The organism is Sinomicrobium endophyticum (genome assembly GCF_052983315.1).
In genome coordinates, this window is the sequence record NZ_JBRKIS010000018.1 from 265,960 (window position 1) to 287,394 (window position 21,435).

20 protein-coding genes, 1 pseudogene and 1 riboswitch are annotated in these 21,435 nt (G+C 44.1%); of the genes and pseudogenes, 13 read left to right on the top strand and 8 right to left on the bottom strand.

What is annotated here, in order from left to right:
- Positions 1-75: 75 nt before the first annotated feature.
- The 3 genes and pseudogenes from ACVBDU_RS05820 to ACVBDU_RS05830 form a co-directional block, all read right to left on the bottom strand.
- A complete protein-coding gene (locus tag ACVBDU_RS05820) occupies positions 76-615 on the bottom strand; it encodes a DUF4136 domain-containing protein (RefSeq protein ID WP_447178821.1) in 540 nt (179 codons plus the stop codon).
- Positions 616-765: 150 nt separating this feature from the next.
- Positions 766-1,031 (bottom strand): annotated as a pseudogene (locus tag ACVBDU_RS05825) (urocanase-related protein); the annotation flags it as partial.
- A gap of 548 nt (positions 1,032-1,579) precedes the next feature.
- On the bottom strand, positions 1,580-1,741 hold the full coding sequence (locus ACVBDU_RS05830) for a C1orf53 family protein (protein ID WP_447178897.1): 162 nt from the start codon (positions 1,739-1,741) through the stop codon (positions 1,580-1,582).
- A gap of 128 nt (positions 1,742-1,869) precedes the next feature.
- Here ACVBDU_RS05830 and ACVBDU_RS05835 point away from each other — a divergent pair, with 128 nt between their 5' ends.
- The 5 genes from ACVBDU_RS05835 to hemL all read left to right on the top strand — a co-directional run bounded on the left by ACVBDU_RS05835 (position 1,870) and on the right by hemL (position 6,048).
- On the top strand, positions 1,870-2,205 hold the full coding sequence (locus ACVBDU_RS05835; protein WP_447178822.1) for a hypothetical protein: 336 nt from the start codon (positions 1,870-1,872) through the stop codon (positions 2,203-2,205).
- Positions 2,206-2,257: 52 nt separating this feature from the next.
- Complete coding sequence (locus tag ACVBDU_RS05840) at positions 2,258-2,740, top strand: hypothetical protein (protein ID WP_447178823.1); 483 nt, start codon at positions 2,258-2,260, stop codon at positions 2,738-2,740.
- 115 nt (positions 2,741-2,855) lie between these two features.
- Positions 2,856-3,749: a 1-aminocyclopropane-1-carboxylate deaminase/D-cysteine desulfhydrase gene (locus ACVBDU_RS05845; protein ID WP_447178824.1), complete on the top strand. Its 894-nt coding sequence runs from the start codon at positions 2,856-2,858 to the stop codon at positions 3,747-3,749.
- 60 nt (positions 3,750-3,809) lie between these two features.
- Entirely contained in the window at positions 3,810-4,616 is an 807-nt protein-coding gene (locus ACVBDU_RS05850) for a glucosaminidase domain-containing protein (RefSeq protein WP_447178825.1), read from the top strand.
- Positions 4,617-4,758: 142 nt separating this feature from the next.
- A complete protein-coding gene (gene hemL, locus ACVBDU_RS05855; protein ID WP_447178826.1) occupies positions 4,759-6,048 on the top strand; it encodes a glutamate-1-semialdehyde 2,1-aminomutase in 1,290 nt (429 codons plus the stop codon).
- On the opposite strand, the gene ACVBDU_RS05860 is transcribed toward hemL, so the two are convergent.
- Both ACVBDU_RS05860 and ACVBDU_RS05865 read right to left on the bottom strand, forming a co-directional pair.
- A complete protein-coding gene (locus ACVBDU_RS05860) occupies positions 6,045-6,539 on the bottom strand; it encodes an anthrone oxygenase family protein (protein ID WP_447178827.1) in 495 nt (164 codons plus the stop codon). The two genes, hemL and ACVBDU_RS05860, sit on opposite strands and share 4 nt — an antisense overlap.
- Positions 6,540-7,154 carry a DUF1579 domain-containing protein gene (locus ACVBDU_RS05865; RefSeq protein WP_447178828.1) on the bottom strand — a complete coding sequence of 205 codons (615 nt, stop codon included), beginning with the start codon at positions 7,152-7,154 and terminating at the stop codon, positions 6,540-6,542.
- A 255-nt stretch (positions 7,155-7,409) separates the two neighbouring features.
- Between ACVBDU_RS05865 and ACVBDU_RS05870 the strand changes: the two genes are divergently transcribed.
- From ACVBDU_RS05870 to ACVBDU_RS05895, 6 genes are all read left to right on the top strand, one after another.
- Positions 7,410-9,668 carry a bifunctional SulP family inorganic anion transporter/carbonic anhydrase gene (locus ACVBDU_RS05870; RefSeq protein WP_447178829.1) on the top strand — a complete coding sequence of 753 codons (2,259 nt, stop codon included), beginning with the start codon at positions 7,410-7,412 and terminating at the stop codon, positions 9,666-9,668.
- Between the two features lie 26 nt (positions 9,669-9,694).
- Positions 9,695-9,952 (top strand): DUF1456 family protein, encoded by a 258-nt coding sequence (locus ACVBDU_RS05875; protein ID WP_447178830.1) that lies wholly within the window; start codon positions 9,695-9,697, stop codon positions 9,950-9,952.
- Positions 9,953-10,043: 91 nt separating this feature from the next.
- Positions 10,044-11,018, top strand: a complete 975-nt coding sequence (locus ACVBDU_RS05880; protein ID WP_447178831.1) for a Gfo/Idh/MocA family protein — start codon at positions 10,044-10,046, stop codon at positions 11,016-11,018.
- A 136-nt stretch (positions 11,019-11,154) separates the two neighbouring features.
- Positions 11,155-11,256: riboswitch (SAM riboswitch) on the top strand.
- Between the two features lie 88 nt (positions 11,257-11,344).
- Positions 11,345-14,752: a bifunctional aspartate kinase/homoserine dehydrogenase I gene (thrA, locus tag ACVBDU_RS05885; protein WP_447178832.1), complete on the top strand. Its 3,408-nt coding sequence runs from the start codon at positions 11,345-11,347 to the stop codon at positions 14,750-14,752.
- A 37-nt stretch (positions 14,753-14,789) separates the two neighbouring features.
- Entirely contained in the window at positions 14,790-16,208 is a 1,419-nt protein-coding gene (locus ACVBDU_RS05890) for a pyridoxal phosphate-dependent decarboxylase family protein (RefSeq protein ID WP_447178833.1), read from the top strand.
- A gap of 9 nt (positions 16,209-16,217) precedes the next feature.
- Positions 16,218-16,799 carry a Fic/DOC family protein gene (locus tag ACVBDU_RS05895; protein ID WP_447178834.1) on the top strand — a complete coding sequence of 194 codons (582 nt, stop codon included), beginning with the start codon at positions 16,218-16,220 and terminating at the stop codon, positions 16,797-16,799.
- On the opposite strand, the gene ACVBDU_RS05900 is transcribed toward ACVBDU_RS05895, so the two are convergent.
- Entirely contained in the window at positions 16,783-16,956 is a 174-nt protein-coding gene (locus ACVBDU_RS05900; RefSeq protein ID WP_447178835.1) for a hypothetical protein, read from the bottom strand. The genes ACVBDU_RS05895 and ACVBDU_RS05900 overlap by 17 nt on opposite strands.
- Positions 16,957-17,012: 56 nt before the next feature.
- Here ACVBDU_RS05900 and ACVBDU_RS05905 point away from each other — a divergent pair, with 56 nt between their 5' ends.
- Together ACVBDU_RS05905 and ACVBDU_RS05910 are read left to right on the top strand one after the other, a co-directional pair.
- Positions 17,013-18,182: a trans-sulfuration enzyme family protein gene (locus tag ACVBDU_RS05905; protein WP_447178836.1), complete on the top strand. Its 1,170-nt coding sequence runs from the start codon at positions 17,013-17,015 to the stop codon at positions 18,180-18,182.
- 116 nt (positions 18,183-18,298) lie between these two features.
- The gene (locus ACVBDU_RS05910) at positions 18,299-18,841 is read left to right on the top strand and encodes a DUF2911 domain-containing protein (protein ID WP_447178837.1); all 543 of its coding nucleotides are present in this window, start codon (positions 18,299-18,301) and stop codon (positions 18,839-18,841) included.
- 62 nt (positions 18,842-18,903) lie between these two features.
- On the opposite strand, the gene ACVBDU_RS05915 is transcribed toward ACVBDU_RS05910, so the two are convergent.
- Both ACVBDU_RS05915 and ACVBDU_RS05920 read right to left on the bottom strand, forming a co-directional pair.
- Positions 18,904-19,725, bottom strand: coding sequence for an AraC family transcriptional regulator (locus ACVBDU_RS05915; RefSeq protein WP_447178838.1), 822 nt, complete (start codon positions 19,723-19,725; stop codon positions 18,904-18,906).
- 63 nt (positions 19,726-19,788) lie between these two features.
- Positions 19,789-21,414 carry an amidohydrolase gene (locus tag ACVBDU_RS05920; RefSeq protein WP_447178839.1) on the bottom strand — a complete coding sequence of 542 codons (1,626 nt, stop codon included), beginning with the start codon at positions 21,412-21,414 and terminating at the stop codon, positions 19,789-19,791.
- Between the last annotated feature and the right edge of the window lie 21 nt (positions 21,415-21,435).

Genomic DNA, 21,435 nt, shown 5'->3' on the forward strand with positions numbered 1-21,435 from the left:
CAACAAAAAGTATAAAAAAACCCCTGCGGTAGTGCCACAGGGGTTCTTAAAATATCGTATTTTATTCCAACCGGTTTATTTAGCAGTCCTGGTTTCTATTCCGGGAGGATATTTTTCCAGTATACTTTTCACAAATTCATTGATCCGCTCTTCTTTTTTATCCATTCGCTGTGTAAGGTATCCCGTGCCTTTACCCTGCCATACCAACTCGTTTTTTCCAGCATCGATAAAATCGATAAAAAGTGACCCTTCTGTACTAGTAGACACATTAGGATAGGCCATTCCCCACCAGTAGGGATTCCAGCCCCAACCCCAGCCGTAGTTGTTGTATACATCCACCCGTTCTTTCTCTGTAGTAAAAATACTGACAAGCATATCCGGGTTATCGGACTTGGTCATTCCTTTTGCTATCAACTCCGTTTCAATGGCACGGAGTATTCTCTTTTTGTCGAGGTCGGATATTTCCGCTTTATCTACCCCCGGTTTAAAAAAGGCAAAAGATCTGTACGTATCAAAATTCACGTGTTTGTCATAATCGGCAGCCACCCGGACCGAAGAACAGGCCCCCGTAACAACCGCCAGCAAGAGTACCGGTAATAGTTTTATTGCTTTCATACTGCTTTTTTTAAGATTAATCGTGTTTAGTCTTGGTGTGTACTTCATTCCCGGATTTCTATATCCGGAATATATCAGGTTCCTGTTATAAAAATACAAATTTCCTTCGGGCTTTCATTACAAGCACACTTTTCTTTGCTGTTAAATATTTCAGAAAAGTATATCATCTACCTGGTTGGGGAGCGTTACTTTTAAACGTGGTTCTGCCTGCATTGCCCTGTTTATAGCAACAACGGCTTCTCCATTCCGCACCCCAGCTGCGTCTTGCGATACTATTGTTCACTTCCCGGAACAACATGGATTTCAAGCGGTTTACAGCCTCTTTTGTACTATCAAGAACCATGCCGAATCCGCCGTTTATCACCTCTCCCCCAACCGACACCTCCGCCGTTGTGAATGCTTATCCAAAATAATCCGGACGAAAACAGCACATATATATCCCCCCCGTATTTTTCCGGTGACAAGGCAGCGTGGTGTTTTTATCAAAGTAACGCAGGGCATTTTGCAACGCCAGTTTCTTTTCTTTTGGCACAAGCATGTCCTTCCGTTTCGGAACGTGATTTACATTGGTATCATATGATGGAAAAGCTGGCAATTTCCGTAGAATTCCCTCCGATATTTAATCTTGAAATGGCAGTGGATAATAAGATTAAGCAGTATAACCGGGTATACAGTACATACCCTATACAAACCATAATCAACTACCGCGAGGCATTCAAATGAACAAACCTTAGCCCATTTCGATGCAGAGCCCTTCGATAAACCAAGGACAGGCATTGGGGAATTAGACTCATTTAATGGGATTAAATTATAATGAATTGAGATAATAAGATTATTAGTCAGAATAACAGAAAACTCCGTAAAGGTCACGGACAGGTAAATAAAAAACCAAGGGCACCTTATATATCCACCCCGTGGTCCGTATAGACAATTTTTATTTTATATTGCATGTTACCCTTGTCCATCAACGCTTTGTATTGGTTTTCCTGTCATATCCGTAAGGACAGTGCCTGCATCCGCTTTCGCAGCAATACCCTCTTTTTCGGTGATACTGCTCCGTAAATACCTTATACCCTTCCGGCGACAGGTAGTAATCTCCTTCTTCTATGGGGATAATTTTTTTTATCAAATCCTGAAAATCGACAAGACCAATATCCGGACTCTCCTAATTATTTGTTAGAGGCACAATAGTTTGGTACATATCTTGTTATATTTACAAAGGTAATTTTTTGATTTCATTTCTGAAAGCGACGTATGATATTAATTTCCAAATACCTGTTTCCGAAGCGCTACGTAGGCTTAACGCTTTGGCCGGTAATATTTCTCAAAACCCCCGAACTGAAAAATGACCCGGTACTTCTCAACCACGAGAGGATTCATTTGCGGCAACAACTGGAACTTCTGATCTTCCCTTTTTACCTGGTGTACGGCATAGAATGGCTCGTCGGATTGATAAAATACCGCAACGCTTACATCGCATACAAGAACATCAGTTTCGAAAGAGAAGCCTATACCAATGAAAATAATTACGACTACCTGAGAACCAGGAATCCCTGGCAATTTTTGCGCTATATTTTTAATAGTTATTAACATTTGAATGGCACTTTTTTTGCTGTATTTTTCAGTAAAAAAACATTAAGAAATGAGACCATTTATTTTTCTATGCACAGCTCTGTTCGCAATGGTTTCCTGTAGCGGACAAGAAACTTCCCAAAGTAATGATTCGGGCCTGAATGCTAAGGAACAGGCCAAAACCAGTGTTCCGAAACCACAGGAAAGCTGGAAAGTAGACAAAGAGGTAGACGAAAACGGCAATGTTATCCGTATGGATTCCACCTACACCTGGTCGTTCTCTTCGGGCGGAACGGAACTGTCTCCCGAAACTGTGGACAGCCTGATGAATCATTTCCGGCAAAACTTCGGCACTGGCATACCGGATACCTTCGGAAAAGATTTCTTCAACTCCTTTCCTTCCGATTCTACCTTTTTCCATCCTTTCAGTAATGACAGCCTGTTCCGGCAACGGATGGAATATCGGCACAGAATGTTTGAGGATATGATACGAAAGGCCGATTCCCTGCACCGGAGTTCCATTCAGCCTTTTGGTAAAATGAATAAAATATAAATATTATCATCGGGAAAAGCCCCGGAAGTACAGAAAACTGATCTCTATCCGGGGCTTTTCTCTTTTTTGCTTCCTGCTCCTTCTTCCCTACATTTGTATTGCTAACAGATATATTTTGAACCAGGAAATAGTATTGGACATTCTCCGGCAGAAAAAGATACGGCTGGAAATAAAACGTGAAGACCTTATACATCCGTTTGTGTCGGGAAACAAATTCCGAAAACTGAAATACAATCTACTGGAAGCAAAGGAGAAAGGCTACGATACCCTTCTTACTTTCGGCGGGGCCTATTCCAATCATATTGCGGCAACAGCGGCAGCAGGCAAAGAATGCGGCTTTAAGACCATAGGAGTTATTCGCGGAGAAGAACTTTGTGAAAAAACAGGCGAAAATCCTACTCTCCTTTTTGCTGAAAACGAAGGAATGCAGTTTAAATTTGTTTCCCGATCCGATTTTCGCCGGAAGGACACCCCGGAATTCACAGCCGGCCTGCAGGAAGAATTCGGTTCGTTTTACCTGCTTCCCGAAGGAGGCACCAACCTGCTTGCCGTAAAGGGGTGTGAAGAAATACTGACTTCCGGAGATACGGACTTTGATTATATTTGTTGCGCCGTTGGTACGGGAGGTACTATTGCAGGATTGATAAACAGTTCCGGAGATAATCAGAAAGTATTGGGATTCCCGGCCCTGAAGGGTGATTTTTTAATCGATGATATTCGTAAATTTGCGCAGAAAGATAACTGGTGTTTACACGGTGAATTCCATTTCGGCGGATATGCCAAAGTAAATGAAGAGCTGGTTCGTTTTATAAACGATTTCAGGCAAAAGACCGGGGTTCCGCTGGATCCGGTTTATACGGGCAAAATGCTGTACGGTATACTAAAACTCGTAAACAACGGTTATTTTAAGAGCGGCTCGAAAATACTTGCCGTTCACACAGGGGGCTTACAGGGAATTCCCGGCATGAACACGGTACTGCTGAAAAAGAAACTGCCTCTTATACGATAAAAATCAATATTTATAATCCTGTACCTGGTGTAAAAGGACAATAAGATAACCAACAAACGCATGCGAAAAATATTATTTGCACTTATCATTCTGGGGCTGGTAGCCTCTTCCTGTGGTTCCAAGAAAAAAGCTGCCAGGAAACGAAACGCTGACAAGACCAAAACGGTAAGGGTAGAGCCCAAAACATCGGTAAAAAAAGATGATGATATCAAAAAAAGCACAGGTTTTACCCGTATGCGGATAGGTTCTACCGAAGAATATATCGAAATGTTCGCTCCCATCGCACAGGACGAAATGCGGGAATTCGGTATTCCGGCAAGTATTACCATCGCGCAGGGAATCCTGGAAAGCGGATCGGGTATGGGAGAACTTACACTGAAAACCAATAATCACTTCGGTATCAAATGTCATACGGGCTGGTCCGGTGGCATGGAGTATCACGATGATGATGAAAAAGGAGAATGCTTCCGGAAGTACGATCACCCTATGACCTCTTATCGCGATCACTCCCTTTTCCTCACCAGCAGAAGCAGATATGCCTCCCTGTTTGACCTTCGCAAAGACGATTATCACGGATGGGCCAAGGGATTGCGAAAAGCTGGATATGCCACCGACCCCAGGTATCCGCAAAAACTCATAAGCCTGATAGACAAATACCGGCTATATACGTATGACGAGCAGGTACTCGGCAGTTCAGGAGCAAGGAAACAAATCGTTTCGAATAACGACAGAACACATATCGTGCAACGTGGCGATACCTTGTACTCCATCTCCAAAAGGTATAATACGACAGTCGATGCCCTCAAAAGGGTAAACCGACTGAGAGATAATAATATCGCCGTAGGCCAGGAACTAAAAATACGATAGTATTCTCAGTAAAGACGCACGGACGTGCGTCTCAACGGGAAAGAATCATACGCCCAAACCGGGAAAAACCGTGGGTTTCAACGGGAAAGAACCACGTCCCCAACCGGGGGAAAACAGCCAAAAAAAGAAAAAATTACACAATATGATATATCAGAGAAGCAGCGCATTATTTGCAGAAGCCGAAAAATATATACCGGGAGGTGTTAACTCTCCCGTAAGAGCCTTTAAATCCGTAGGAGGAACCCCGGTTTTTATAGACAGGGCCAAGGGGGCCTATTTATATGATGCGGACGGTAACCGGCTCATCGATTATATTGCATCCTGGGGGCCTATGATCCTCGGACACGCACATGAACCGGTTATTAAAGCGGTAACCGAAAAAGCAAAAAAAGGCACTTCCTTCGGTATGCCCACCGAAACAGAAACGGAAATTGCCAGGCTGGCGGTTTCTATGGTCCCGAATATCGATAAAATACGTTTTGTAAACAGTGGAACAGAAGCTTGTATGAGTGCTGTGCGACTGGCCCGGGGATATACAAAAAGAGAAAAGATCATCAAGTTCGCCGGTTGTTACCACGGCCACTCCGATGCTTTCCTTATCCAGGCCGGAAGCGGTGCGGTTACCTTCGGTTCCCCGAACAGCCCTGGGGTAACACAGGGAACGGCTAAAGACACTCTATTGGCTGCATACAACGATCTGGAATCCGTAAAAATCCTGTTTGAAGCCAATAGAAACGAGATCGCAGCTGTCATTATAGAACCCGTTGCCGGAAATATGGGGTGTATACTCCCTGAAGAAGGTTTTCTGCAAGGACTCCGGTCTCTTTGTGACGAATACGGTACATTGCTTATTTTTGATGAAGTGATGACCGGTTTCCGTCTTGCCAAAGGCGGAGCACAGGAAGCCTTTAACATAAAGGCGGACATCGTTACTTTCGGTAAAGTAATCGGTGGCGGACTTCCCGTAGGGGCCTTTGCTTCCCGCAATGAAATTATGAATCTCCTGGCCCCAATCGGTCCGGTATACCAGGCTGGCACCCTTAGCGGTAACCCGCTTGCTATGAGTGCGGGACTGGCCATGCTCTCGGAACTCGATAAAAACCCGGCAATATTCAAAAGCCTGGAAGAAAAAACACTGTACCTCCACAAAGGTATCACCAGGATATTGACCAAACACGAAATAACCCATCGCATCAACCGGATGGGCTCCATGATCTCCGTTCACTTCACCGGTGAAGAAGTAAGGGATTTTGACAGTTCGGCAACCGGGAACAATGACAGCTTCAAAAAATTCTTCCACGGTATGCTGAACGAAGGTATTCACCTGCCGCCAAGCGCATTTGAGAGCTGGTTCCTCAATGATGCCCTGAGCTATGAGGATCTGGATTTCACTATAAATGCCGTAGATAAAGTCGCTGTTTCACTTCTTTAAAGACATCCGGAAAAATAAGTCGCGATAAAAACCAGTATCACGGTCAGGCAAGAGGCCACGGTACGGACATGGTTCCAACGTGTCCAGGGCTTTTCAAAAGCAATCCTCACCCCGGAAATTTCTTCTTTCGAAGCTGTTTCCGGGGTGAATTTTGCTAATTTATTGTTCATCGGAACATTCTTCACTACCGTTACACCAAACACCCCTATAAGGTACAATATGGTAGCTGCCAGCAGGAAAGCAAACGGTTTCCCTCCTCCTTCTCCATGAAGTACAGTGGCTAAGAGCAATAATAGCGGTGCGCCAAAAAAAAACAGGAAAAACAAAGGGTTCAATATTCGTAAATTTATAAGCTGCATAGCCTTAACAAACTCCTTGTCGCCCAGCTCTTGCAAACCGCGATTCACAGCAATACTGAAAGCGTAAAAAAGTCCGGCCATCAATGCGGTGGCTAGCCCGGCCAGAATGAGCACAATCTCTGAAAAAACCATCTATTTCTTCCGGCTGTATTTTATTTCCATCGTTTTCATCTCTGTTCCATTGTACTCCATAAACATCTCCATCGTGCGGGTATTTTCATCGATCCGGGAAACCACTTCCCTGATCTTCAAATCATTTCCGGTCATGGGGTCCACCATACTACCTCTCATTTCCATGGTATTATTATCTTCTTCCGATACAGTTCCCCGGGCTATCATTATTCCCGTACCCATATCGTCCAGCCAGGTGCTGAAAAATTCTTTTTTCGCATTGTCGTATCCCATAAATCCAAGGCCGTTAAAGGGCTCTCCCATAAATTCCCCTTTGAAGGATATTTTGAGGTAACGCCCTCCCATAACCATTTTACAGGTCTCCGTCCCCTTCGCCTTTTGAGGCGATGCAGAAGGGTCTGCCCAATGGGTTATTTCCGCATTCCACTCGCCTGTGTCCATAGCGAGCATTTTATGCATTTCACCGGGGGTACGATAGGCATTCCAGGCTTCCATCATGGCAGCCTGCTGATCTTCGGAAACAGAAACTGCTTCCTTTTCCTGCGCTACAATAAGGTTTTGCATTCCCAAAACCATCAAAAAAGCAAAAACGGGGGTAAAAATTTTTGTTTTCATCTCATAAAGTATTTGGTAAGTGGTTAAAGGAGTTAATTTACAATATTTCCGAATAACAAACAACTTAATAAATTCATTATTAAACAATTGAAACTCCCTGATTTTTATTGTTGTATTTTTGTCAAAATCAAATCATAGCCAAACCGGATAAAAATTAAGAATAAAAGCATGTTCCTTTACAGATAGCATGTATTATTCTCAAAAAAATAATATATTGACAAAAATTTTCCCCGTTGCACCTGAAAAAAATCTGACTTGAGAAAGCTCCCTAATTTAAAAGAATTCGTAAACAAACCCGGGCAAGAAGAATCCCATAACCCGTTATTTTCCAGCCTGAACAAGGACATTCCTGCCAGTATTGTCTTGTTTCTCGTGGCACTTCCCCTGTGCCTGGGAATAGCGCTGGCCAGTGGGGCACCTCTCATTTCCGGATTGATTTCCGGGGTTATAGGCGGACTTGTCATCGGAATGGTGAGTAAATCCGGGACCAGTGTCAGCGGACCGGCCGCCAGTGTTTCGGCTGTGGTATTCCTTGCTATCCAGGACCTGGGCGGGTTTAATATTTTTCTGACCGCACTGGTCATCGCTGGACTCTTCCAGTTACTTTTCGGCATTCTGAAAGCCGGTCTCATTGCCGATTATATCCCCACCAGCATTATCAAAGGATTGCTGGCTGCCATAGGTATTATCCTTATTCTTTCGCAACTCAAATACGCTGTGGGCATGGAGCTCGACCACGACCGTTTTTCCAGTTTTTCGGAAGATTACCTGGACAATGCATGGAAAATCGTTACTCTTTTTTTCAAATCCTTTACTCCCGGCTCCATTCTCCTTACCCTGTTTTCTCTTTTTATTTTGCTTTTCTGGGAAAAGACACCGCTAAAGAATTTCAAACTGATTCCCCCGGCCCTGATCGTGGTTATCCTCGGTGTTGTCCTAAACTCTATTTTTAAATATCTTGTTCCGGGCTTATACCTCGACAGCGTTCATCTCGTAAGTATTCCCAGGGTAGACGACTTTTCTTCCCTCATTACAACCCCAGATTTCAGTGCCATAGGGAATATGAAGATATGGACTACCGCAATAACTATTGCTATTATTGCTTCCCTGTCTACGTTGCTGAACATCGAAGCAACAGACAATATAGATCCGCACAAACGAAAAACACCTCCGAACCGGGAACTTATAGCCCAGGGTATCGGCAACACCCTGTCCGGCCTGATCGGCGGAATTGCCATTACTTCGGTAATCGTACGCAGCACGGTAAATATAGAAGCCGGCGGACAGACCAAACTCGTTACCATACTTCACGGTCTCCTCTTGCTGTTGAGCGTACTTTTTATAAGTTCCGTCATCAATCTCATTCCCCTGGCTTCCCTCTCTGCCATATTATTAGTAGTAGGATATAAACTGGCATCCATCTCCCTGTTCCGGAAAATGTATGCCAAGGGCTGGAGCCAGTTCCTTCCGTTTGTTACGACAGTTATTGCCATTCTGCTTACTGATGTGCTCATAGGTGTATTGATCGGTTCGGCACTGAGTGTGTTTTTTCTTTTACGGAACAATTATTACAATCCGTTCTTTATCGAAAACACCAGGTTTATGAAGGGCGAAGCCATTAAACTAGAACTTTCCAACGAGGTTTCTTTCCTTAACCGGGCTTCCATAAAAAATACGCTTTGGAGTGTTCCGGATAATAGCAAGGTAATCATTGATGCTACTTTTTCCAGTTATATAGACCAGGATGTAGTAGAAATTCTCCGGGATTTTGAAAGTACTTTTGCCAGGGAACACCAGATCGATGTGAACATTATAGGCCTGAAGGAAAGTTATAATATAGGCGAGGAAATCGATTTTGAGGGTAAAAATCCCGAAAAAATCATATTGAAATCATCCCCGGGAGAAATTCTCAATTACTTAAAAGAAGGGAACAAGAGTTATGTTAAAGGCAACCTCATCTCCCGCCGGCTGAGAAACAAAGAACTTACCGACTTCCTCAGTACTTGTCCGCTTGCCGTGGTGGTAAACTGTATTGACCTCAGAGAACCTTTAAACATGCTCCTCAATACCGGTATTGGCGACCTGGTACCTATCAGGGCCGCCGGAAACGCGGTAAGCACTCCTATCATCCGCAGTATAGAAGTAGCTTGCCGTAACCAGGGTGCAAAACTCATCCTCCTGATGGGAAATTCCGGAAATTCCTTTGTAAAAGAAGCTATCGAAGCTCATATAGCCGGAAAGGAATCTTACTTAAAGCCATTGATAGAGGATGCATTGATCTCAAAAAAATTCAGTATAGAAGCCCTGAAAAACAAGAACCCGGAAGATATTGCCGATGCCATTACCAGGTTTAATCTCGAATTTTCCAAGGAAAAAATAATACGCGAAAACCCTTTTATCAGGGAACAGGTGGAAGCCGGAAACCTGGGTATTGCTTCGGCATTCTTTGATCGTAAAACGGCTTCGATAGCGTTTTCCGAATTGTTCACCATAGAGACCGCAGCAGAAAAATAATACTTTTTAATATTTAACAACAACTTATGACCAATAATGACATTTTAAAGAAATTGCGGGTAGCGCTGAAACTAACCAACGATGACATCGTAGAAATCATGAAACTGGTTGGTTTCAACGTATCCAAATCCGAACTGGGTGCTCTGTTCCGCAGAGAAGACCACCCGAAATACATGGAGTGTGGCGACCAGTTTTTACGAAATTTCCTCAACGGACTGATTATACATATGAGAGGACCGGCGGAAGAAAAAGGAGAAAAGAAAGCAATAAGGCAAAAAAAATAAGACTTGGACAGTCTCTTAAAGGCACCGTTAGAAAACGAATCCTGCTATCCGTGAATCCGTGGTTAAAATTCATAGAAAATAAAAAGAAATAATGCATAAAATCCTTCGCTGGGGCATCATTGGATGCGGCAATGTCACCGAAAAAAAGAGCGGTCCTGCTTATCACAGGACCGAAGGGTTCGAACTGGCTGCCGTAATGCGACGCGATGCGGACAAGGTCCGTGATTATGCTCAACGGCATCATGTAAAAAAGTATTATACAGATGCGGACGAACTTATCAACGATAATGAAATTGATGCCGTTTACATCGCTACGCCTCCCGATACACATAAATACTACGGACTCCGGGTAGCTGCAGCGGGCAAATCCTGTTGTATAGAAAAGCCCCTTGCCCCTTCCTACCGGGACAGCCTGGCCATTCAGGAAGCTTTTGAAAAAGCAGGAGTCCCTTTGTTTGTGGCCTATTACCGCCGCTCCCTGCCCCGTTTCCTCCAGATAAAAACATGGCTGGACAACGGTGAAGCGGGAGACATAAGGCACATAAACTGGCACCTCAGCAAACCGCCGAACGAGCAGGATCTTTCCGGCGTATACAACTGGCGTACCGATGTGAAAATAGCTTCCGGAGGTTATTTCGATGACCTGGCAAGCCACGGCCTGGACCTGTTTACCTTTCTCCTCGGCGATATCAAAGACGTACACGGCATAAGTCTTAACCAACAGCAACTTTATGATGCAAAAGATGCCATGACGGCATGCTGGCTCCACAATAGCGGTATTACCGGCTCCGGAAGCTGGAATTTTGGCTGCCATACCCGTGAGGACAAGGTGGAAATACTGGGCAGTAAAGGGAAAATAACTTTTTCGGTCTTTGATGAGGCTCCTGTGGTCCTGAATAACGATAAAGGCATACAGGAACTCTTTATCGACCACCCGGAAAACATACAATTATATCACGTAAAAAATATGAAGAAACACCTGGACGGACAAGGCATACATCCTTCTACCGGGTCAACAGCGGTACATACGGCATGGATCATGGATAAAATACTCGGGGCCATTTGACCTGGTCTCTTTTTTTCCGAAATATAAAAATTGATACAAAAGTATTGCCTGTTTCAGTATTATTCCATTACTTTGCCCTTCATTTACGATGCTCCGTAATGGCGCGTAGAAATAAAAGTTCAGTAAAATAATTCATATGTTATCAAGAAAGGCCGAGGGAATAGACCCGTTGAAGCCTTAGCAACCCTCCCTCATGGAGAAGGTGCTACGTTCTACCCCGAATGGGGAAAGATAACCCCGTGTTTACATTAACACGATTTACAGGGTAATTACTTTCCGTAATAGCTTTTCTGGTAACATATACATACAAATAAAAAACAGTTACATTGAAAAGCAATTTAAATCAGCTTGAAATTACAGGTTTTGTCACCGGGTTCGGTGTGGAAATTCCACGTATCCCGCTGTCTTACCAGGTTTTCGGAAAAACCCTGGGAGAAGCTCCGGTAATACTGGTCAACCACGCGCTTACCGGGAATTCCGATGTTGCCGGGGAGACCGGCTGGTGGAGAGACCTTATTGGCGAAGGCAAAGGCATAGATACTTCCATTTATACCATTCTGGCCTTCAATGTCCCCGGCAATGGTTATGACGGATTTGTCATAGACAATTACAAGGATTTCGTAGCCCGTGACATGGCGAGAATATTCCTTACAGGCCTGGAAAAACTGGGTATCGAAAAACTTTTTGCCCTGATAGGGGGCTCTATGGGAGGTGGTATTGCCTGGGAAATGGCCGTACTGAATCCTGATATTACCGAACATCTCATTCCTATTGCTTCGGACTGGAAATCGACGGACTGGCTTATTGCCAACTGCCAGGTACAGGAACAATTCCTGGTAAATTCCCGTCAACCCGTACACGATGCGCGTATGCACGCCATGTTGTGCTACCGTACACCGGAATCTTTCAAGACCCGTTTCAACCGCACCACTAACCAGGAACTTAAAGTTTTTAATGTGGAAAGCTGGCTATTACATCACGGCAATAAACTACAGGAGCGCTTTCAGGTTGCCGCATACAGGCTGATGAACCAACTCCTGAAGACCATCGATGTAACCAGGGGACACAAAGAGCATTTTAATGTATTGGAATCTATAAATGCCAACATACATATCATAGGAGTAGATTCCGATCTCTTCTTCACTGCCGAAGAAAACCGGGAAACACACAAACAACTGGCACAGGCCCATGACAGGGTTACCTACGGAGAAATACATTCCGTACACGGACATGACGCTTTTTTAATAGAATTCGAACAACTGGAAAAACTCATAGGAGGAATATTTCAAAAAGGAAAAAACAACAACAGGATGAAAGTATTGAAGTTTGGCGGTAAATCGCTGGCTAACGGAGAAGGCATTACCAATGCACTGCGCATTATCGAAAACAAAATAGAACAGGGCGAAAGAATTACCGTAGTAGTTTCCGCAAGGGGTAATGCCACCAATGAACTGGAAGAAATACTCGAAAAGGCGGCGAAAGGAGAAGATTTCGCAAAGCAACTGGAAGAATTCAAAACATACCAGCAGGCTGATTTTGACTATGTGGATTTTTCCGGGGAATTCACCAAGCTCGAAAAACTGTTTGAAGGCGTAGGTCTTCTGGGAGATTACAGTTCCAAAATAAAAGACCAGATACTGTCCAAGGGAGAAGTTATTTCGGCTAAACTCATTACGGAAGTTTTAAAACACAAAGGCATTAACGCCGTATTTACCGACACCCGAAAACTCATTAAAACAGATGAGAAATTCGGGAATGCGCAGCCCCTGGAAAAACTTTCCAAGGAGAATGTCCTCGGGCATTTCGAAGAACACAATCACGATACGGTAAACATCGTCACCGGGTTTATCGGCTCCAATACCAAAAACGAGACCACAACCTTGGGCAGGAACGGCAGTAACTACACGGCTTCTCTCATTGCTAACTTCCTGGATGCGGAAGAATTGCAAAGCTATACGCATGTAGACGGTATATTCACAGCCAACCCGGAACTAGTGCCCGATGCACAACGTATAGAACAACTGTCCTATAACGAAGCGAATGAAATGGCCAATTTCGGCGCCACCATCTTGCACGCCAAAACCATTATTCCGCTGATTGAAAAGAACATACCGCTGCGGATACTCAATACCTTTAACAACGATAACAAAGGCACTCTCATTACTTCCGAACCCAATAAAGAAGGTATTAAATCGCTATCCGTACTGGAAAACGTGGCCTTGCTTAACCTGGAAGGACGAGGGCTTCTCGGAAAAGCGGGAGTAGATGCGCGCATCTTCCGGGCACTCGGTGACAGCAATATCAGTGTGAGTATTATTTCACAGGGATCTTCGGAAAGGGGTATCGGGCTTGTAGTAGATGCGGAAAACGCTACCAGGGCTATCGTGGAACTGGAAAAAGAATTTGAAAAAGACTTCTACTCCAAAGACGTCAACAAGATATCCGCGGTAGATAATGTATCGGTTATTTCCATTGTCGGGCAGGACCTCAGCACGTTTCACAAACCATACAATGCCTTGATAAGAAATCAGGTTGTCCCCCTGTTGTTTAACAACACCGTTACCGGGAAGAACGTCAGCCTGGTCGTAAAAAAATCCGGACTGCATAAGGCGCTGAATGTCATACACGGGGAAATATTCGGTATCTCCAAAAAGATCAATATCGCCATTTTCGGTCACGGACTGGTGGGAGGAACACTTATAGAACAAATACTCTCGTCGGCAGACAGTATCGAAAAGCGCAAGAATATACGTCTGAATATTTTTGCCGTGGGTAACTCCAAAAAGGTGCTCCTGGACAAAAACGGCATAAGAGACAACTGGAAAGAAGTTATTGACAACAGTGACCAATCCTCCGGTGCAGATGCCGTTATTAAATACGCCAAAACACATCACCTGGAAAACCTCATTGCTATAGATAACACAGCCAGTGTGGATTTTGTGGAAAATTATATAGAACTCATCAACAACGGGTTTGATATAGTTTCGTCCAACAAGATCGCTAACACACTCAGTTACAGTTTCTATAAAGAATTAAGGGAAACCCTGGACAAAAACCAGAAACAATACCTTTACGAAACCAATGTAGGCGCCGGATTGCCACTTATAGACACCATAAAACTACTCCATCTTTCCGGGGAGAACATCACCGGTATCAAAGGTGTATTCTCAGGATCACTGAGTTACCTTTTCAATACCTTTTCCGTGGAAGACAGGCCTTTCAGCGAGGTATTGCAGGAAGCCATAGACAAAGGATTTACCGAACCGGACCCCAGGGAAGACCTTTCGGGTAACGACGTGGGAAGAAAACTCCTTATCCTGGCCAGGGAACTGGACCTGCACAACGAATTTGAAGACATCAGGATACAGAACCTGATCCCCGAAACCTCGGGCCTTCGCGAAGGAAAAGCAACGGATTTTCTCTCCAGCCTTGGAAAACTGGACAATACATACACGGATATAAAGGCAAAACAGGAACCCGGTCATGTACTCCGATATATCGGGGAGCTTTCCGGCGACTTACAACAGGACAAGGGTATCCTGGAAGTAAAACTCGTTTCCGTTCCCGAACAAAGCGCTCTCGGCCAGGTAAAAGGTTCCGATTCCATATTTGAAATATACACTGAGTCCTACGGCACAAGACCACTGGTCATTCAGGGAGCAGGTGCAGGGGCCAATGTAACGGCCAGGGGAGTCTTCGGAGATATACTCCGGCTTGCGGACCGTGGAGAATAATACAGGATAAGGATATAGACAAAAAAGCAACGATCTCATGTACCAGCATTTACATAAGGACTTGACCGAACTGGATGCCATACTTGACAAAATAAAAGCGCAGGCTACGGATTACCTGGACAATCTGCGGCACAGACCGGTATCCACAACTTTTGAAGTTGGTAAGATGCCACAACTAAGTGAAGAAGGTCTTGGCTCGGCAAAGGTCCTGGAACAATTTAACGCCAGGCTCGAACCTCTTATCGTCGCCTCTTCCGGCCCCAGGTACCTGGGGTTTGTTACCGGAGGTTCCACCCCGGCATCTATAGCAGGTGACTGGCTGGCTACGGTATATGACCAGAATACCCAGGTAACCAAAGGAGAAGGCGATATTTCGGCGGTCATCGAAGAAGAAACCATACAATTAGCACTAGACCTCTTTGGCCTTCCCCCCGACTTTTTCGGTGGATTTGTTACCGGCGCTACCATGTCCAATTTTACCTGCCTGGCCGTGGCAAGACAGTGGTACGGAAAACAAAAGGGAAAAGACTATGCCAAAGACGGTATACGGGACAAAGTACATATACTAACGGCTACTCCGCATTCGTCTTCCGTAAAATCACTGGCTATGCTGGGACTGGGAAGCAGGAATATCCTGAAAGTAAATACCCTGGAGGGAAACCGGGAAGCCATAGACCCGGATGATCTGGAAAACAAGATACTGGAACTGAAAGGCGATCCTTTTATACTGATATCCAGTGCAGGAACGGTAAATACCGTAGATTTTGATGACTTCGAAGCAATCGGGAAACTGCGGAAAAAGTATAACTTCTGGTGGCATATCGATGCCGCTTTCGGTGGTTTTGCTGCCTGTTCACCAGAGTACAAACACCTGCTCAAAGGCTGGGAGGAAGCAGACAGTATTACCGTAGACTGCCACAAATGGCTGAATGTACCTTACGAAAATGCATTTTTCCTGGTACGTAAGGAGCATAACCTGTTACAGGCAGAGACCTTTCAGAATTCCGATGCCCCTTACCTGGGCGACCCCATGGAAAATTTCAGCTACCTCAACTTTCTGCCAGAGAATTCCAGAAGGTTAAAAGCCCTGCCGGTATGGTTTACATTAAGGGCTTACGGCAAAAAAGGCTACAGATATATTGTAGAGAATTCCGTGGAAATGACACGGATTTTAGGAGATTATATAACACAAAACCCTAAATTTGAACTGCTGGCCCCGGTACGGCTTAACACCGTATGCTTTACACTGAGCGGGGAAGAAAACCAGGAGAAAGTCCAGCCTTTCCTCACCGCCCTTAACCGCACCGGGAAAGTCTTTATGACCCCAACCGTATACCAGGGTAAAAAAGGTATCCGCGCAGCGTTTGTAAACTGGATGACCGACAGTAAGGATGTAGAGCTCATCACAGAACAGATGAATATTATAGTAAAAAACAACACCGAGAATAAACTCTAAACATATGAGATGAAGTACCATACACCAAAATCAGAAGATGAGATTTTACCAAACAAACTTGGTCTTACCAACCCGAAAATGATCGGTGAGGAAGAATACAAAGGTTTTTTGAAAGCTGAAATTCAATACGAAATGTTATTGGATGAAATTAAGTTGTTCTCCTGGACCTTTATTTCTGAAATCCATAAAACCGCTTTAGAACATCTTTACGATTTTGCAGGTTCTTTAAGACAGGTAAATATATCCAAAGGAGGTTTTCTGTTCCCCGCCGCCCGATTTTTACCTGATATAATCAAAGAATTCGAAAAAGACTTTTTACTTTCTTTGCCAAAAGTATACGATAGCTATGAGAATTTGATTACTCATGTAGCACCGCTACATGCCGAGTTTTTGTTTATTCATCCATTCCGGGAAGGAAACGGGAGAACAGCCAGATTGTTATCCAACCTTATAGCCATGAAAAATGGGTTTAAAAGATTTTCGTTTAATAAAATCACCAATAAGAATATGGAAACATACATATCAGCAGTGCAAGCCGCTTCTCATAAGAAATATGAGCCAATGATAACTTTTTTCAGGGATTTGGAGTAGTGTCTTTTTGAAGGAGGTCATCTACGATTTTCTTGCGAATTTCCTGTGCCCGTTTCTTTGATATTTTAATTCCTTCAATGCGAAAAGAAGCTATTTGTGATTCCATAGCAAAGTGGGATATCCTCTCTATATCTTTATATTTTTTGGAAGAGTTCATAATTCAAAAATACGAAAAATACCATTCTTAAACAATAAAAAAATAGTTTGTAAGCAATGAAAAAGCAACATTTTGAAACCGACGCCGTACGCACGCGAATAGAAAAAACGGAGTTCCTGGAACATACGAGTCCGTTATATCTTACTTCCAGTTTTGTCTTTGAAGACGCGGAAGACATGAGGGCTTCTTTCGCAGAGGAAAAAGAAAGGAATATTTACAGCAGGTTTACCAATCCCAATACATCCGAATTCGTAGATAAAATATGTAAAATGGAAGGAGCGGAAAGCGGTTATGCCTTCGCTACCGGGATGGCTGCCGTATTCTCTACCTTTGCCGCCCTGCTGAACAGCGGTGACCATATTGTCGCTGCACGATCGGTATTCGGCTCTACCCATACCCTGTTCACCAAATTTTTACCGAAGTGGAACATCAATACTTCCTATTTCCGGGTAGACGAAACGGAAAAGATAGAATCGCTCATACAACCGAACACTAAAATACTCTTCGCGGAGACCCCGACGAATCCGGCAGTAGATATCCTGGACCTGGAACTACTGGGTAAAATAGCAAAAAAACACAACCTTATCCTGGTTATCGACAACTGTTTTGCTACACCCTATCTCCAGAACCCTATAGAATTCGGTGCGGACCTGGTGATCCATTCCGCTACCAAACTTATAGACGGACAAGGCCGTGTACTGGGAGGTGTTACGGTGGGTAAAAAAGACCTTATCCGGGAAATCTACCTCTTTTCCCGTAACACAGGGCCGTCCCTGTCCCCTTTTAACGCGTGGATATTATCCAAAAGCCTGGAAACCCTGGCGGTACGTGTAGACAGGCACTGTGAAAACGCACTTAAAGTAGCAGAGTTCCTGGAAGATCACCCGCAGGTAAACTGGGTAAAATACCCTTTCCTCAAATCCCATCCGCAGTATGAAGTGGCCAAAAAACAAATGAAAGCCGGTGGAAGTATTGTCGCTTTTGAAGTTAAAGGCGGCGTGGAAGCAGGCAGGAAATTCCTGAATGCCATAAAAATGTGTTCACTATCCGCAAACCTGGGAGATACCCGGACCATAGTAACACATCCGGCATCTACCACACACAGTAAACTTAGTGAAGAAGACCGTTTGCAGGTGAGTATAACGGACGGACTGGTAAGGGTTTCGGTAGGACTGGAAAACGTGGCGGATATTATTGCAGACCTGGACCAGGCTTTATTATCATAAGAGGTGATTTCCTACAACTTATAAAAATATCCCAAAGTTTCCGGGTCATTGGGGCGGGATTGAAAAAGATTTGCTAATTTAGAGCATAACAACTTAAAAAATACATTTTCCCTGTTATGAAGAAATATATCAGCTTATTGATACTGGTTATGGCACTGACTTTTGCTCCGGCAGTCAATGCACAGAAATTCAGCGGACTGGATAAAAGTCCATGCGATATAGCCTATTACCGCACAGACCGAAAAGCTCCGCCTATTGCAAAAGTAGTTTACGGAAGGCCCTTGAAAAAAGACAGGCCTGTTTTCGGAACCCTGGTACCATTTGACAAAGTATGGCGTACAGGGGCTAATGAAGCTACGGAGATCACTTTTTTCAAAGACGTCATGTTCGGAGATAAAGAGGTTGAAGCCGGCACATATACTCTATTCTCCATTCCGGGAGTAAAAGAATGGGTGGTTATCCTTAACAAGGATACGGATGTATGGGGAGCTTTTGATTATAAAGAATCCAACGATGTAGCCAGGGCTACGGTTCCCGTGGACAAGGACAGTAAATCGCTGGAAGCTTTTTCCATTACTTTCGAACCCGGAGATAACGGCGCTGATATGTATTTGGGATGGGATACCACAAGAGTTAAGGTTCCGATAAGCGAAAGATAGTTTTTTTAATTATACCCGGAAAATCCGGGAATTTTCCAGCAAAGGAAATTTTCCGGATTTTTTTATGGCCGGAATTTCCAGGCCAGGGAAGGTGTCATCCCATACATACTTTTGAATTCCTTGATAAAATGGGACTGGTCATAGTACCCGGCATCAAAAAACAATTTGTTTTCGCGCAGACTTTGTATGGAAGGTTTAGCCTGCAGAATATTCTGGAAACGAACCACCTTACTGAATGTTTTGGGTGTACTACCGATATAAAAATCGAACAGGCGACGCAATTGTCTCGGGCTGATCCCCGTATCCAATTCTTCCTGCACCTGTAGTGTACCTTGCTTTTTTATTATAATATCCAGGGCATTGAAAAAACGATGGTCTATATTCAGGTTTGCCAACCCCACTACTTCCCGGAAGTAACAATCGAATACTTCCGCATATTCGGAAAAAGTCATATTATCGGAAATACGGGGTATCAACCCGTTAAACAGTTGAGGCAAAAGATCTTGTAATGCTTCTACCCTTCCGGCGAGTTCGCCACCTCCTATACGAAATAACAATGGAAATGCAGCAGGCAAAAACCGGATGCCGATATAACGGAATTTATCGGCAAGCGGAAACTCGGTATAATCAGTAGAAAAGCCCATAACCAGCATTTCTTCCGGGTTTTCCACTTCAAAAAATATATCCGTACAGGCATCGGCTACCACTTTATATGCGAAAGGGGTCTGGAGCCTTCGGGTAGTTTTCAGTTCCCAATAACAGTAGATATAACTCCCCAGATGTGTATGCGGGAAAAGTTCGGAATACGTAACTCCCGAATCATTACCTCCGACAGTCGGCTGAAGGGGCCTGAAATGTTTTCTTATATCCGGAAGGTTGTACATAAATTAAATACAGCTCTTACAAAGATAAGCTGATTTTTTATATAAGGAAAAGTCCCTGACAGTTTAGTACACCTTCTTCCCCCCTATGAAAGTCCCTTCTACTTTTGTTTTCGGGATTTCCTGCAGGGGAGCCTGCATAATATCCTTATCCAGTATAATAAAATCGGCCAGTTTACCAGTTTCTATACTTCCTTTCTCTTCTTCTTCAAAATTGGAATACGCAGCCCATATGGTCATACCCTTTAAAGCCTCTTCCCTGCTCAGGGCATTTTCGGGCTGAAATCCTCCGTCAGGATATCCTTCAAGGTCTTTTCGTTCTACCGCAGCATAAAAAGTGTAGAACGGATTGACCTGTTCTACCGGAAAGTCGGTCCCCAGGGCAATAACTCCGGCTTTATCCAGAAGTGTTTTATAAGCATACGCTCCCTTTACACGGTCTTTCCCTAACCTGTCCTGAGCCCAGTACATATCGCTGGTGGCATGGGTGGGTTGTACGGAAGGTATGATACCCTGTTCAAAATAATCAAAATCTTCCGGGCTTATCACCTGGGCGTGTTCTATTTTCCATCGCCTGTCCTCTTTTCCTTCCAGTGCCCTGGAATAGGCTCGTAATACGGCAATATTGGCGGAATCTCCTATGGCATGGGTATTCATCTGAAAATCGGAAGATGCTATTTTTATGGCCAGCGCTTCGATATCGGCAACGGGTGTTACCATAGCGCCGTAATGTCCGGGTTTGTCGGTATAAGGGACTTTCAACGCTGCCCCTCTCGATCCCAGTGCACCGTCTGCATATACCTTTACGGAACCTACATGCAGTTTATCGGTTTTTTTAATTCCCCTGGACAAAAAGTAAACGACATCTTTTTTATTGTTACTCACCATAGCATACACACGCATATCCATGGCATTCATACGCTGCAGGCTGTCTATGAGCTCTATGGTCTCCCGGGTAAGTCCCGCATCATTTACCGTGGTCAATCCGTATCCGAAACATATTTTCTGTGCATCCAGCAATGCCTGTATCTGTGTTTCCCTGTTCGGCGGGGGGAGTACGGCATTTACAAGGGCCATAGGGCCGTCGATCAACACCCCGGTAGGTTCCCCGTCCTTCATCACTATCTCTCCGTTGTCCGAAACCGTTTGCCCGTCTATACCAGCCATTTGCAATACTTTGCTATTTACAATATAGGCATGCCCGTCAATACGTTCCAGTACTACGGGAATATCCGGGAACAGGGAGTCCAGGATGTCATTCTCCGGGAATTCCTTTATTTCCCAGTTGTTCTGGTCCCATCCCCATCCGAAAATTACCTCCGGTTGTTTTTCTTTCTGAAAAGAGACGATTTTTTGTATGACTTCATCAAAACTTGCTGTTCCCCGGAGATCCGCATTCTGTTGATTAAGTCCGAGTCCGTAAAAATGACAATGGGCATCGATAAGCCCGGGAATCACGGTTTTTCCGTTTACATCTATAATCTCCCTTGCGGAGTACTTATCTCCTATTTCCTTTACACTGCCTACGGCTACAAATTTCCCGTCTTTTATAGCAAACGATCCGGCTTTGTCAAAGGCATTGTTTACCGTATATACATTGGCATTGGTAACTACAATGTCTACAGGTTCTTTCTTTTTACAGGAATTAAAAACAAGCACAAGCGCTGCCAGCGAAAAAAGTGTTTTTTTCATGGGGGTGGTTAATTGTTTAGG

What these genes read in the sequence shown, in the direction of transcription:
- hemL (WP_447178826.1), top strand. Translation starts at nt 4,759, where the DNA reads ATGATATATCAGAGAAGCAGCGCATTATTTGCAGAAGCCGAAAAATAT.
- ACVBDU_RS05840 (WP_447178823.1), top strand. Translation starts at nt 2,258, where the DNA reads ATGAGACCATTTATTTTTCTATGCACAGCTCTGTTCGCAATGGTTTCC.
- ACVBDU_RS05900 (WP_447178835.1), bottom strand. Translation starts at nt 16,956, where the DNA reads ATGAACTCTTCCAAAAAATATAAAGATATAGAGAGGATATCCCACTTT.
- ACVBDU_RS05880 (WP_447178831.1), top strand. Translation starts at nt 10,044, where the DNA reads ATGCATAAAATCCTTCGCTGGGGCATCATTGGATGCGGCAATGTCACC.
- ACVBDU_RS05875 (WP_447178830.1), top strand. Translation starts at nt 9,695, where the DNA reads ATGACCAATAATGACATTTTAAAGAAATTGCGGGTAGCGCTGAAACTA.
- ACVBDU_RS05835 (WP_447178822.1), top strand. Translation starts at nt 1,870, where the DNA reads ATGATATTAATTTCCAAATACCTGTTTCCGAAGCGCTACGTAGGCTTA.
- ACVBDU_RS05860 (WP_447178827.1), bottom strand. Translation starts at nt 6,539, where the DNA reads ATGGTTTTTTCAGAGATTGTGCTCATTCTGGCCGGGCTAGCCACCGCA.
- ACVBDU_RS05920 (WP_447178839.1), bottom strand. Translation starts at nt 21,414, where the DNA reads ATGAAAAAAACACTTTTTTCGCTGGCAGCGCTTGTGCTTGTTTTTAAT.
- ACVBDU_RS05865 (WP_447178828.1), bottom strand. Translation starts at nt 7,154, where the DNA reads ATGAAAACAAAAATTTTTACCCCCGTTTTTGCTTTTTTGATGGTTTTG.
- ACVBDU_RS05895 (WP_447178834.1), top strand. Translation starts at nt 16,218, where the DNA reads ATGAAGTACCATACACCAAAATCAGAAGATGAGATTTTACCAAACAAA.
- ACVBDU_RS05820 (WP_447178821.1), bottom strand. Translation starts at nt 615, where the DNA reads ATGAAAGCAATAAAACTATTACCGGTACTCTTGCTGGCGGTTGTTACG.
- ACVBDU_RS05910 (WP_447178837.1), top strand. Translation starts at nt 18,299, where the DNA reads ATGAAGAAATATATCAGCTTATTGATACTGGTTATGGCACTGACTTTT.
- ACVBDU_RS05905 (WP_447178836.1), top strand. Translation starts at nt 17,013, where the DNA reads ATGAAAAAGCAACATTTTGAAACCGACGCCGTACGCACGCGAATAGAA.
- ACVBDU_RS05915 (WP_447178838.1), bottom strand. Translation starts at nt 19,725, where the DNA reads ATGTACAACCTTCCGGATATAAGAAAACATTTCAGGCCCCTTCAGCCG.
- ACVBDU_RS05850 (WP_447178825.1), top strand. Translation starts at nt 3,810, where the DNA reads ATGCGAAAAATATTATTTGCACTTATCATTCTGGGGCTGGTAGCCTCT.
- ACVBDU_RS05890 (WP_447178833.1), top strand. Translation starts at nt 14,790, where the DNA reads ATGTACCAGCATTTACATAAGGACTTGACCGAACTGGATGCCATACTT.